Origin of the sequence: Thalassolituus marinus (assembly GCF_020320395.1) — a bacterium.
Taxonomy (GTDB): Bacteria; Pseudomonadota; Gammaproteobacteria; order Pseudomonadales; family Oceanobacteraceae; genus Venatoribacter; species Venatoribacter marinus.
In genome coordinates, this window is the sequence record NZ_JAEDAH010000102.1 from 102,081 (window position 1) to 115,165 (window position 13,085).

Annotated in this window: 10 protein-coding genes; 5 read left to right on the top strand and 5 right to left on the bottom strand. The window is 52.1% G+C overall.

From position 1 onward, the window contains the following. Nucleotides 1–33 precede the first annotated feature (33 nt). On the top strand, nucleotides 34–1,242 hold the full coding sequence (locus I9W95_RS18440) for an HD-GYP domain-containing protein (protein ID WP_263866251.1): 1,209 nt from the start codon (nucleotides 34–36) through the stop codon (nucleotides 1,240–1,242). Nucleotides 1,243–1,245: 3 nt separating this feature from the next. Here the strand turns inward: I9W95_RS18440 and I9W95_RS16910 are convergent, their stop codons facing one another. Further along, entirely contained in the window at nucleotides 1,246–1,809 is a 564-nt protein-coding gene (locus I9W95_RS16910) for an acyl-CoA thioesterase (RefSeq protein ID WP_225677028.1), read from the bottom strand. Between the two features lies 1 nt (nucleotide 1,810). Continuing rightward, nucleotides 1,811–2,695, bottom strand: a complete 885-nt coding sequence (locus tag I9W95_RS16915) for an acyl-CoA thioesterase (RefSeq protein ID WP_225677030.1) — start codon at nucleotides 2,693–2,695, stop codon at nucleotides 1,811–1,813. Nucleotides 2,696–2,970: 275 nt separating this feature from the next. On the opposite strand from I9W95_RS16915, the gene trmA reads away from it, so the two are divergent. Then, a complete protein-coding gene (gene trmA / locus I9W95_RS16920; protein ID WP_225677031.1) occupies nucleotides 2,971–4,098 on the top strand; it encodes a tRNA (uridine(54)-C5)-methyltransferase TrmA in 1,128 nt (375 codons plus the stop codon). Then, nucleotides 4,095–5,477: an ATP-dependent RNA helicase DbpA gene (gene dbpA / locus I9W95_RS16925; RefSeq protein ID WP_225677033.1), complete on the top strand. Its 1,383-nt coding sequence runs from the start codon at nucleotides 4,095–4,097 to the stop codon at nucleotides 5,475–5,477. Before trmA ends, dbpA begins: the two co-directional genes overlap by 4 nt. A 2-nt stretch (nucleotides 5,478–5,479) precedes the next feature. Here the strand turns inward: dbpA and I9W95_RS16930 are convergent, their stop codons facing one another. After that, on the bottom strand, nucleotides 5,480–7,354 hold the full coding sequence (locus I9W95_RS16930) for a sensor histidine kinase (protein ID WP_225677035.1): 1,875 nt from the start codon (nucleotides 7,352–7,354) through the stop codon (nucleotides 5,480–5,482). Next, nucleotides 7,351–9,570, bottom strand: a complete 2,220-nt coding sequence (locus tag I9W95_RS16935) for an EAL domain-containing protein (protein WP_225677037.1) — start codon at nucleotides 9,568–9,570, stop codon at nucleotides 7,351–7,353. The genes I9W95_RS16930 and I9W95_RS16935 overlap by 4 nt, the downstream gene beginning before the upstream one ends. A gap of 215 nt (nucleotides 9,571–9,785) precedes the next feature. On the opposite strand from I9W95_RS16935, the gene I9W95_RS16940 reads away from it, so the two are divergent. Both I9W95_RS16940 and I9W95_RS16945 read left to right on the top strand, forming a co-directional pair. Continuing rightward, nucleotides 9,786–10,349 (top strand): hypothetical protein, encoded by a 564-nt coding sequence (locus I9W95_RS16940; RefSeq protein ID WP_225677039.1) that lies wholly within the window; start codon nucleotides 9,786–9,788, stop codon nucleotides 10,347–10,349. A 146-nt stretch (nucleotides 10,350–10,495) separates the two neighbouring features. Continuing rightward, a complete protein-coding gene (locus I9W95_RS16945) occupies nucleotides 10,496–11,347 on the top strand; it encodes a hypothetical protein (RefSeq protein ID WP_225677041.1) in 852 nt (283 codons plus the stop codon). Nucleotides 11,348–11,388: 41 nt separating this feature from the next. Here I9W95_RS16945 and I9W95_RS16950 read toward each other — a convergent pair whose 3' ends face one another. After that, a complete protein-coding gene (locus tag I9W95_RS16950; protein WP_225677043.1) occupies nucleotides 11,389–12,783 on the bottom strand; it encodes a solute carrier family 23 protein in 1,395 nt (464 codons plus the stop codon). Nucleotides 12,784–13,085 lie beyond the last annotated feature (302 nt).

Genomic DNA, 13,085 nt, shown 5'->3' on the forward strand with positions numbered 1-13,085 from the left:
GTACTGGAAAGGACTCCCAGATGTATTTCTACCATGATCAAGAAAATATCCGTCAACGAACTGAAACCGGGCATGTATGTCTCGGACCTGAACTGCGACTGGATTCCCCACCACACCTACAACAAAGAAGGTCGTATCGGCGACCTTGCGACCATCAGTGAGATCAGGAAGCGTGGTATCACAGAGGTGTACATCGATACCGAGCGCGGGCTCGATACCGAGGACGCCCTGACTGCGGTTGAAGTAGACCGGCAAAACGAAGAATCCCTGCTGCGGGCAGCAGAGCAGAAACCCGACCAGCAGGCCTCCGTCAGCGTGCAGGAAGAGCTTCGCAAAGCTCAGAAACTCCACACAGAAGCAAGAGGCCTGGTCAGTAACGTCCTGAAAGACGTAAAGCTCGGCCGTGCGCTGGATGTTGACGCCTTCGACCAGCTGGCCGATGGCATGGTCGATTCAGTACTGCGTAACCATAACGCACTGGCAGCATTGGGAAGAATTCGCGAGAAAGACAATTACCTGCTGGAGCACTCCATCAATCTGGCGGTATTAATGGGGATTTTTGCCCGCAGCCTGAAAATAGACCGGCAAACCATGCATCAGGCCGTGCTCGGAGCCATGCTGCACGACATTGGCAAAGTCATGATTCCGGACACTGTGCTGCACAAACCCGGCAAGTTGAATGACGATGAGTTTCAGGTCATGCGCCAGCATGTTGTGTTCAGCCGCGAACTGCTGAAGCAAACCCCCGGCATCAGTGACCTGACCATACTCGTTGCTGCACAACATCACGAGCGTATTGATGGTTCCGGTTATCCGGATGGCCTGCACGACTGCGATATCTGCCGCGAAGGCAAAATGTGCGCAATTGCCGACGTTTACGACGCCATCACCGCCGACCGCGTCTACCACAAGGGAATGTCACCGACTGCGGCACTGAAAAAATTACTGGAATGGAGCGGAAGCCATCTCGATGAGGTGCTGGTGCATCGTTTTATCCGCTCGATGGGCATCTACCCTGTCGGAACACTGGTGCAACTGAAAAGCGAACGTCTGGCGGTTGTCATCGAGGCCTCAGAAAGCCATCAGCGCACACCGATTGTAAAAACCGTTTATCACGCCCGACTGAAACAGTTTATCCGTCCGGAAGTCATCGACCTGTCGCGCCCGACAGCGCAGGATGAAATTGTACGCGCGGTCGACCCGGCTCTGTGGAAGATACGGGTCGCCGACTTTCTGCTGTGAGCGTCAGCTCCCCGGGCGAAATTCTTCCGCCTGGCGCTTTGCCGTAAGCAATTCAATCTTGGCCAGTACTTCGGCCGGAGGTGGTGGCGGCTCAGGAATAGAGTCCGGGCGGCGATGAAACTCAGCAATGGCCTCCAGCATTCTGCCCAGCGAGCGAACACGACCACCGCGCAAAATCGCAATGCGAGCCAGCGTTTTAGCGTGCAGACGCCCATCCACCACGAAGCGATGCTCCATATAGAAGTATTTGCGGTCCCAGTGCAGCACCCGACTTTCCAGCTCCACTTCCGCCAGTGGTTTAATTTCCCGCACAAAAGTAATGGTCTGACTGGCAAGTACCGAGCGCCAGCCTTTATGCGTAAATAACTTGCCGGCGCCAATGGCCAGAAAAAACTCTGTACGAGCCAGATCCAGCCACACCGGATAACGGGAATTGGTCAGATGCAGATTCAGGTCGCAATCCCATGGCATCACGCGGAAACGGGTAACAAAGCGGCTTTCTACCGTCAGGCCTTTACTCCATGGACGAGAAAGGAACATCTTCAGTGTACGAAACAGATGTGTCACTTCAGTCACCCTTGCCTTCGTCGCTGACCACCTGGCGAATCAGACCTTCCTGAGCCACCGATGCCACCAGCACGCCCTGCTGATTGAATATCTGACCGCGACACAAACCGCGCCCACCGCTGCCGTTCGGACTGTCAATGGCATACAGCAACCACTCGTCCATGCGGAATGGACGATGGAACCATACGGAATGGTCGAGACTGGCTACCTGCATGCCTTTCTGACCAACAGATACCGCATGTGGGTGCAACGCCGTCGGGATCAGATTGAAATCGGTGGCATAGGCCAGCATGGTGCTGTGAACGTGTGGATCATCAGGCATCGGCGCGTCGGCTCGCATCCACACATGCTTCAGCGGCTCTTTTTTCTGTGGCGCAAAAATATTGACCGGATCAATTACCCGCATCTCAATCGGCTTGTCGGCGGTGTAAATGTCGCGCACCCTCTCCGGGAAAAAGTCGCGGAATTTGCGCGCCAGATCGACCTGCGACGGAATACCTTCGGGCCCCGCAACAGACGGCATATCCGCCATATGCTCGAAGCCCTCTTCCGGATGCTGAAAAGAGCACATCATGGTCAGAATCGCTTTTCCATTCTGGCTTGCTGTTACCTGACGGGTAGCAAAAGTACGTCCATCGCGCACCACATCCACTTCGAACTCAACGCTGTCCTGTACCGTGCCTGGACGCAAAAAATACGCATGCAGTGAATGCGGGTTCCAGTCGCCGTGATTCAGTGTCTGAATGGCGGCTGATAAGCTCTGCCCCAGCACCTGACCGCCGAACAGGTTACGAAAACCCAGATCCTGGCTGCGGCCACGGAAACGGTTAACTCCGATGGATTCCAGTTTAAGGAGCTCCATCAGCTCCTGCAGTACGTCACTCATAAGGCTTCACTTTGTTGTCTGACTGTGCGGACGGGGCTCATATAAGGGCAACCGACCATCGTGTAACTGAGATTATCTTCAGCATAGACAAAGACATTGGCCGACCTGACGGAACATGAACACGCCAATGCAATAGATCGTTCCATTTTAATGGACACTTTTACCCTTGTCCCGGGGCAATCATGCCACCGCGTCCGTCAAAATCCGGTGGCTGATGCACTCCGGCCGCCAATCCGTATAATAGCCGCCCTTTAAAATCAGTAATGGTCGTCAGCATGCAACAGCGCGAAATCTATCAGCATCAGGTGTCTCCACAGTCGTATCAGACCCTGCTGGACGAGAAGGCCGAGCGTCTGCGCCAGCAATTTGCCGACTACCAGCCTCCCGCACTTCAGGTGCACCCAAGCAAACCTCAGAACTTCCGTCTGCGTGCCGAATTCCGTTTATGGCACGAGGCCGACCGGTGTTTTTTCGCCATGTTCGAGCCCGGCGACAAGAGCAAAGTGTACGAGGTGCAGGATTTTCCGATTGCTTCTGTGCTGATCAACAACCTGATGCAGCGTCTGCTGAACAGTATTCAGGACAATGAACTGCTGCGCCGTAAGCTGTTTCAGGTGGAGTTTCTGACCACCATGAGCGGCGACGCACTGATTACGCTGATTTACCACAAACGCCTTGAAGAAGAATGGCAACAGGAAGCCATTAAACTGCAGGCGGAACTCGGTTTTCCGATTGTTGGCCGCTCCAAGAAACAAAAGCTGATTCTGGAACGCGATTGGGTCAACGAAACACTGAACGTCGATGGCAACCAGTATCACTACCGCCAGATTGAAGGTGGCTTTACGCAACCCAACGGCGACATGAATCAGCAGATGCTGAGCTGGGCCCGCGCAGCAGCTGATCAGATCACTGCCCGAACCGGAGACAGTGACCTGCTCGAACTTTACTGTGGCAATGGCAATTTCTCAGTGGCGATGGCTGAAAAATTCCGCCGTGTGCTGGCCACCGAAATCTCCAAGACCTCGGTGAATGCCGCGCAGATCAATATTGCCGACAACCAGTTAGATAATCTGATTATTGCCCGCCTTTCCAGCGAAGAGTTTGTCCAGGCATTGCGTGGCGAGCGTACTTTTACCCGCTTGCAGGACGTTGACCTCACTACCTACGATTTCCGCACCGTGCTGGTCGATCCACCACGTGCAGGTCTGGATGACGAATCCGTTCGCCAGGTACAGGCTTACGACAACATCATCTATATTTCCTGTAATCCGGACACACTGCACGCTAACCTCGCAGTACTGACCGAAACTCACGATATCGAACAGTTCGCGCTGTTCGATCAGTTCCCATACACCCATCACATCGAAACGGGTGTGGTACTGAGCCGGAAAACCAGCGTATGAGCAATAATCTGTTCAGCAACCTGAAAGGGATGCACAAAGACCAACTGAGCAATCTGGAACGTCTGGGTTATAAGCAAATGACCGAGATTCAGGCGCAGTCACTGCCACTGGCTCTGGCGGGCCGTGACGTACGTGCCCAGGCCAAAACCGGCAGCGGTAAAACAGCCGCCTTCGGTATTCCGTTACTGAATAAACTGAATCCGCGCTTCTTCGGCGTACAGGCGCTGGTGCTTTGCCCTACCCGCGAGCTCAGTACTCAGGTGGCAGAAGAGCTGCGTAAACTGGCGCGCTACCAGCCCAATATCAAAATTGTGGTACTTACCGGCGGCGTGTCTATTGGCCCGCAGATCGGCTCACTGGAACATGGCGCTCACGTCGTTGTCGGTACACCGGGTCGTATCTGCGACCATCTGCGTAAAGAAACCCTGGTCATCGACCAGTTGGAAACTCTGGTGCTGGATGAAGCCGACCGGATGCTGGATATGGGCTTCACCGACGATATTCATCGTATCGCCACCTACACGCCGAACACCCGTCAGACCCTGCTGTTCTCTGCTACTTATCCCGATGACATCGAAAAGCTGAGCCACGAGCTGCAGAACAACCCGCAAACCGTCAGTGTTGAAAGCCTGCATACAACCAACAGCATTGATCAGCGTTTTTACCTGTGCGGCCGTGGCGAAAAAGAAGCAACACTGGCCAAAGCACTGGCGACCTTCCCGGTGCGCCAGAGCGTCATCTTCTGCAACACCAAACAAGTCGTGATGGATGTCACCGCCGCGTTGCGTGAACAGGGTTACATCGCTCATGGCCTGCACGGTGACCTCGACCAAAAGGAACGTGATCAGATTTACGTGCAGTTCCGTCAGGGCTCTTCCAACTGTCTGGTCGCTACAGATGTTGCCGCTCGCGGCCTGGATGTCGACGACCTGCCGTTGGTCGTGAACTTCGACTTACCACGCGACAGCGACGTGTACACGCACCGTATTGGCCGCACCGGCCGTGCTGGTAAAGACGGCATTGCCATCAGCCTGACCACGGAAAGCGAAGCTTATAAACGTGAAGCCATCGAAGAAAAACAGCAGAAAGATATTCCGCTGATTGATGCAGCAGAGCTGGCGGATGTAACCACTCCACCTTTGCGCCCGGAAACGGTCAGTCTATGTATTGGCTCCGGCCGTAAAAATAAACTTCGTCCGGGTGACATTCTTGGCGCGCTGACGTCAGCAGGCGGTATTGATGGGAAGTCCGTCGGAAAAATCGACGTACTGGATTTCGTTGCTTACGTAGCCGTCGCTCGCCCTGTTGCCACACAAGCACTGCAGCATCTGCAGAAATCCAGAATTAAAGGCAAAGCGATTAAAGTACGTAAAGTCTGAATTTAAACCTGAATTCTGGCAGGAAACAGAATAACAAAGCGTAAACCGCCTGTTTCTCTGTTTTCTGCCTTAACAGACCCATGCATTACACCGGTCACCCACTGATGCACAAGGTGCAGCCCAAGGCCACTGGAGCCACTTCCTCTTGCTGAGGTAACAAACGGGTCGAATAAACGCGCCAGCGCCTCCTCCTCTACCCCTTTGCCATTATCCTGAAATACCAGGCGTATTTTATTGCCCTCAGCCGCTTCGGCGAGAATCTCTACACTTTTACTTTCCTGCAGAAAAAATGCGTGATTGATCGAATTAATCAGCAGGTTCTGAACAATCTGTGACAACACGCCCGGATAGCCAATCAGTTCATCACGTACGGTAATATCCCGACTGATGCTGATAGCAGAGTTCTTAATCAAAGGCTGCATTGACAGCACAACGTCTTCAACGACCTGTGCCAGCTGAAAGGAAATCAGTTCTTCACCCGAACGATCTACAGCAAGGCGTTTAAAGCTATCGACAACATCCTTCGCTTTTTTCAGATTACGATTCAGTAAGTTCAGTGAAACTGCAGCTGATTCTGTGTAGTCATCCAGTGCCTGACGGGTCAGTCCCTGACCGATATTGCGATTCAACGTTCTGAGATCACCTTCAAGTCCTGAGGTTACAATCAGCGCACCTCCGACCGGCGTGTTCAATTCGTGCGCCACCCCCGCCACCATCATCCCCAGTGCAGATAACTTGCGGCTTTCTACCAGCTCATCCTGCATCAGTTTCAGACTGTTAATATTTTCATCCAGTTTTTTATTAGTTTGTCGTAAAGCCCGTTTTTCATCCTGAAGTTTACGGGTAAGTGAATTCTGCAACACCAGATTGCGCTGATCGTAGAACGCTGCAGCGAAACCGATCAGCGCAATCAGCAGAGCCGACAAGCCTCCCCAGAAGTAAGCGGATTGTTCGATTCCCAAAAACGCCTCATTGGGAGTGCGCACAACAAAATAAAGTGCGCGATTACCTGCATCATCAACATTCACTTTCTGTGACGACAAAATCCCTTGCGCAGTATCAAGTCCGTTAATAACGTTGCGCTCATTCAGTTGTCGCCAGGCAGTTTCATCCAGAGCAGCAAAGGTATGACCCTTGTTACCGGTGTCGCGCCCCCATTCATAGACTCGCTGCGGATGCATCAGGAAATATCCGTCTTCATCCACAAGCATCAGCTGAATCTCATCTGTCTCCAGCTTCCGCAACGATGCAAATAAATCCCGCAGATCGTAGTTAACAATAAACAAGCCAGGTCGTAAGCCGCTGGCGTCGCCAGTTCTGACTGAAGCCCGCAACGTTGGCTGATAAGGCGTGACAATGGCTCCACGCTCGACGTTCAGGTCTATTCTGGAAACATAAAGCTGATCTTCCGGTGCCGAAATACCGTCGATGAAATAGTATCGTTGTGCCTTGTTCTGCAGCTCTGTTTCCGGCACCAGAACAGGCTGCCTGCCGCCAATACCGTGATCCATGCGCAGGCGCTCCTGACCAGAATCATCCAGCCAGCGCAGCTGCAGAATATTCCCCCAGGCCAGTACCAGCTCCCTGAGGCTGTTTTCAGGCTCGTCGTCACTGCGCTTACCCGATGCAACGAAAGCACGAATATGGCTGTCGTTCAGTACAATGTTCAGAATGCGTTGCACATCGCCGATTTCACGACTGAACTGGCTCGCCAGCGTTACCAGTAATGCTTCCTGATCTTCAACAAGCTGACGTTTTCCCTGGGCAATCATCTCTCGCTGCACCAGCCATCCACCGAAAACACTGACAGCGAGTACGAAGGCAACGATCAGAAATAAACGCTGACGCAGACGATTTACAACAGGATCCTGACTCATTTAGCCGCCACCTCCTGGTCCTTAAGCCATTCGATGGCAATCTGAAGCGGCATAGGGCGTGCGTAAAAGTAGCCCTGACCGATATGACAGCCAGCATCCAGCAACATACGGCGCTGGGCATCCGTTTCGACGCCTTCAGCGACAACCGAGTAACCGAAACTTCGTCCCAGCCGGGCGACCATTTCCACCACATGACGGTCACTGTCGGATGTTTCCAGCCCCTGCACAAAAGAGCGATCTATTTTCAGTGTGGTCGCCGCCAGACGGGCAACGTGCGCCAGCGATGAATATCCTGTTCCGAAATCATCGATACTCACGCTGACCCCCTTGCTGATTAAACGCCGCAACGAGGCTTCGTGGGTTTCATAGTCGCGCATGGCACTGGATTCCGTAATTTCGATATCCAGCAGCTGCGCATCCACCTTTCTGTCGCTCATGGCAGAGAAGACGTTGTCGACGTAGTCTGGACTTTCGAGATCCGCTACCGCGGCATTAAATGCAACCGGTAACGCATAACCCGACGCCTTGAGTACATTGATCGCGTCCAGAGTTTTAAGCATGACCTGGCGGTCCAGCTCAGATATCAGCCCGGAAGCTTCTGCCAGCGGTATAAACATATCAGGGGGAATATAACTGCCATCGGCCTGCTGCCAGCGAACCAATGCCTCGAAGCCGACAACACTGGCATCATGCAGGCGAACCTTTGGTTGCAGATGAATAGTAAATTCGTCATTAACAATGGCACGCTGCACTTCCTGCAGCATGAGATAGCTGGAGGTTACCAGGCTGCGATAATTATCCTGGTATTGCATAAACGGCGCGCCTTTACCCAGCGCATCAGACAGCACTGATTCTGCCAGATACAGCACTTCCTGAGCACCCGCTTCTTCAAGGTACTTTAATTCGGTCAGGGCATAGGTCAGGCGCAAGTGATGCAGCGCACCACGCAGCTGAATCATGATCATACGCCGACTGATCAGTTGCTCCAGATCGGCCTTTAGGTGTGCGTCACATATGACTGCAAAGCTGCCGGGAGCGCGTGTACTCAGGACCAGCGTTTCAGGTAAACGCTCAGACATCTCTTCAACAAGACTGATCAGAAGGTTGTCGCAGTACTGTTCGCCAAAGGCGATCATCATGGTCTGAAAGTCGTCAATCGAAAACAACAGTAATAAAGCATTGCTGCGTTCAGAACGAGACATATTCCCAAGTTCGCGCAACAGTCCATTACGGTTGAGAATACCCAGTTTCTCATCATAGTACGCAAGGGAAGAAACCCGGTTAATCAGAGCAACATTGGCAAACCCTGAACGGACATTTTCACTGAAGACCTTAAGCAGATTAATGTGGAATTCCGACAAACGAATCGCACTATCAACGATAACGATATAACCCGACCCGTCAATTTCATGAGTCGCAAAAAACAGTACGGTAAAATCCGCCCCGAAATAATGCGCGCCATCGCCTATTGCGGTATCAATGCCCTTCTGAAAACGTACCAGTTCGGAATCTCGGATATGGTCTATATGTTTATCGGCATACACGCCGGTACTTGCAAGCACAGCAGCGTCAATTGGTGTTCTTGCAGGTAACAGCACTCCGCATACAATGCCACCGCGAGTAAGCCCGATAATGTCAGAGATACTCTTCAGTACGCCATGGGAAAATTCTGTAAGACTGTGCTTACTGTAAAGACTGCGTGAGGCATCGAGAATAAGCTGGAGTCCGGTTCTTGCTCTGCGCAGTTCATTCATGAAGTTCCAGGTACGCAGATTACTGTTGACGACTCCGATTAATTTTTCCTGGGAAATGTCGGACTTGCTCCAGTATTCATCAATATCGTACTGGGCCATAACCTCTGCCTGCGGTGCCATACCCGGCTCACCAGTCAGCAACACAATGCGCATACAATTATCGCCGAGAACATCGCGAACCGATTTCACCAGACGCAGACCAGCATCGTCGGCTTCCATCACAACGTCGAGCAGAATCAGAGCAATATTATCTGTGGTACTGAGCGTTTCCACCGCTTCCTGAGCAGACGATGCGGTCAGTACCGTGACCGGCCGACCGTCATGCTGACAGTCTTTTAATGCGTGACAAATAGTCGCCTGAAAAGTGGGGTCATCTTCAACACTCAGAATTATCCAGTCTTCTGCAGCAAGGACCGGTTCATCTGGTGGTGAATCTGCATATTCAAATAGTTCGCTGTCCATGATTCTGTCTCTGTGTCACTACGTCCTGATTCAAAGGTTCAGAAGCATTACCCTGGATCTGTCACATCAACGTCGCAGCTATTAACCTTAGCGGCTAACTGTCGTGTTATCCAATCAGGGGACGTAAGTGACAGAACATTATTAAAAGTCATATCATCATCGAATAGCTGCGCGATGCAATTATTCCATCACGGCATAAGCCATAAGGATGAATATTGACTTCAGATATTTATCACGACGATCAGGGCGCCCCACTGAGTCAGTCAGAAAGTATAAAACGCCGGCTGGAACGCGACGCCGCACGACTGTTTATGCGCGCGTACGAACAACGCTTTCACAAGAGCATGCGTCACATCTGGCACAACCAGCCTGCGAAGCCGGATATATCCTGTTATCTGGACGGCGAGCCTCTGGATCTGGAAATCGCTCACCTGTATGCCAGTGACCAGGAAGCCCGCATCGCCTCCTCCTCTCATCATGAAGCGCACAGTGACTATCAGGGAGACGAACATCTGTGGGCGTTTCTGACTGAGCTGAGCTCGATGGACAGCGGTGCAAGACTTCACGCCGCTCTTTGCCGGATTCTGGAAAGCAAAGCACGTAAACACTACCGTTCTGAACGGTGCTGGCTGATCATCCGCAACGCAAGCCCATTATGGTCCTGCAAGGATTTCCGTCAGGTTATTCCCCATCTGACGATTCCCGAAAACCCCTTTGAGCAGATCTGGCTGGTACCGGACTTTCCGGGCGAAGAACCGATTCTGCGAATATTTCCCTGATAGCGGCAACCCCAGCCGCAAAGCAAGTTGATGCCGATCAATACCTTTCACTTTGTGTTTGCCATGATGAAATAAAGACCACACAGGAGAAATGGTTATGAGGTTACAGACTGCACTGACATCAGCTATCGCCAGCACCGTACTGATTGGCTGCGGAGGCTCGTCCGGCTCTTCTGGCGACTCTGTATAACGGCACATGGTTGTCGCCCTCTTGCCGCTATGGTGAATACTTTCCGGATACCGACAGCAGCACCTACGAACGGGATGTTCTCACCATCAATGACGGCAGCTTTGTCTTTGAGGAAAACACCTACAGTGATGCCAGCTGCACACTGCTCATCAGCAGCGACCGCCAGGAGCTGAGTTTAACCCTGGGTGAGACCTTTACCGGTGCCGATACCGGGCTGACACTTCAGCAACTTGCGGTCAGCAATGGCACAACAGAAACCCATTACTCGGGCTATGCAACAGCTAATGGTAACCACCTGATTGCGACCAGCAATGATGCCAACACCTATCCGGATCATATTACGCTGGATGAGTACTACGTAAAGCAGGACGGTGACTTCACTCCAGACGGTGCAACCATCACAGTATTGGGGCATTCGGGCATGAACCTCAGTGACGGCATCGTCTACCCACTGGAAGACACACACGACGTTGCGACCATCGGCTGGAGCCCGACCGGAACCTACGACGCCGGCGTTAGCTGGGGTGACGGTGTATGGTTACGTGCTAACTATGAATCAACGGAATATTCGTACGTGGCGGATATGGGCGCGAATTCCCTGGCGCAAGTTACTTCGCTACCGACAGCATGGCCGACAAAAGATGATTTCAATACAGAAGCTGATGAGTCGTCTGCCGCACCGGCACTGGTGAAGGGACATGTGTATGTTGTCAGAATGCTCGACGGTAACTATGCCAAAATTCGCATTCTGAACACCCCGGATGCCGATAGTGACTGGAATGTATTAATAGAATACGAACTGATGTGAGTATAAAAAAGCCCGGCATCGCCGGGCTTTTTTATCGATATTTACTTCACTGACTCATCCTGCGGGTCAGCAAACATAAATTCATCTTCTGTTTTGTGCTTACCCATCAGGCGCGGACGCTCGATCAGGAAGTACAACACCACACCAATCACCACGGCATATACAGTCGATTTCGGATCTGGCATGGCCAGCGTTACCGCAACAATACCAGCAACACCACGTTCGGTCGGATTTTTAAGCTGCTCCATACCCACCATGATGCAGATATAGGCCGTCAGAATCAGCGTCAGTGACAGTGCAATTGGCAGTACCGGCTTAAAGATACTGACCAGTGGCAGAATGAATACAGCGATCATACCCATGATCCAGAAGGTGCCACCGCCGCTGTAAATAGAGTCCATGGCTTTACGGCCCATGGCATAACGCTCTGCTACGGTCGCGTGAGCCGCCGTCCACAGTGGTCCAGCCAGGCCCGGCCACGGTGCAAAGAAGGCATGAATAGCGTTACGGATTGCAGTGACGGTATGAACCCGGTCAACGTTGGTTTCAATCAGCTCATCCTTACGAACCTGATCAACACGCTCGCACAGGGTAAAGCCAACGATAATATCGCCAAACGCGATAACATAAGCGATTAATGCCGTAGGAATTGCCAGCAGAAATACGTCCCAGCCCGGGAAGCCCAGATTAAATACCAGATACTCAGCCATCAGTCCGAAGTCTGGTTGCGTAATACCCCACTGAATGTCTGGCAGCGGATACTCGCCAACAATCCAGCCAACGATCATGGCAATGATCATACCCGGCACCATACCGAAGTTTGCGATTTTGCGAGCAATAGCAGACTGCTCGATCACGTTTTTAAACGACAGAGAAAACAGAACATAAGCAGAAATGATGGCACCAACGATCAGAGAAATCGGGGTGTTATCAACGCGGCCACCGGTTTTCAGCTCACCCATCATGGCAGCAATACCCGCACCGATGATAATGCCGGCTTTCAGCGAGTTCGGAATGACTTTAACCAGCTTGGCACCCCAACCGGTCAGGCCGAGAATCAGGAAAATAATCGTCACTTCAATCTGCAGAGCAAACATTGCCTTGATGGCATCAGGCCCCGGTTCGTAACCACTGAGGAACAGAATAACCACAGGAATCGCGGGTGTGATCCAGCCGGGAACCAGAGGAACGCCCAGCAGCGCTGGTAATAAATAACCAATACCAGCAATAAAGGTAAACGCCAGCGCCGCTTCGTAGGGCATACCGAGGTATTTTTCCAGCAATGGAATCATCGCCAGGCTCACCACAAACATAACCATCGCCTGCATGGCCTCTGGCCATTCCCAACGATAATGGATAAACGGCAGACGAATTTTGAAAGGACCCGCTGGCCAGTATGGCTGCTCAGCGCCGTCAGGGCGGACGTTAAACTGCATAAAATTTTCCTTATATTCTTTATGTTTTCTAGGCGGGGCGCACAATAATCGGCGCTGAAAACAGAAGCGATAGCCGGGCGGCCAACTTTAGTCGCAGTTTAAAACTAAGGTCTTACGTATTTATCGCATTGTGGTTAATACCTGAGCAAAAGCACGTATAACCCTGCAACTCATGGAATCAGTGTGGTGCGATACGGGCAATAAAAGCACCCCGGGGTCACTGCTGTCCCACAGTTTGGAGTGACTGGATGTCACTCCAAACTGCAGCATTCCTCAGCTGCTGTTTTTCAATCTGAAACGCC

What these genes read in the sequence shown, in the direction of transcription:
- I9W95_RS18440 (WP_263866251.1), top strand. Translation starts at nt 34, where the DNA reads ATGATCAAGAAAATATCCGTCAACGAACTGAAACCGGGCATGTATGTC.
- I9W95_RS16915 (WP_225677030.1), bottom strand. Translation starts at nt 2,695, where the DNA reads ATGAGTGACGTACTGCAGGAGCTGATGGAGCTCCTTAAACTGGAATCC.
- trmA (WP_225677031.1), top strand. Translation starts at nt 2,971, where the DNA reads ATGCAACAGCGCGAAATCTATCAGCATCAGGTGTCTCCACAGTCGTAT.
- dbpA (WP_225677033.1), top strand. Translation starts at nt 4,095, where the DNA reads ATGAGCAATAATCTGTTCAGCAACCTGAAAGGGATGCACAAAGACCAA.
- I9W95_RS16930 (WP_225677035.1), bottom strand. Translation starts at nt 7,354, where the DNA reads ATGAGTCAGGATCCTGTTGTAAATCGTCTGCGTCAGCGTTTATTTCTG.
- I9W95_RS16935 (WP_225677037.1), bottom strand. Translation starts at nt 9,570, where the DNA reads ATGGACAGCGAACTATTTGAATATGCAGATTCACCACCAGATGAACCG.
- I9W95_RS16950 (WP_225677043.1), bottom strand. Translation starts at nt 12,783, where the DNA reads ATGCAGTTTAACGTCCGCCCTGACGGCGCTGAGCAGCCATACTGGCCA.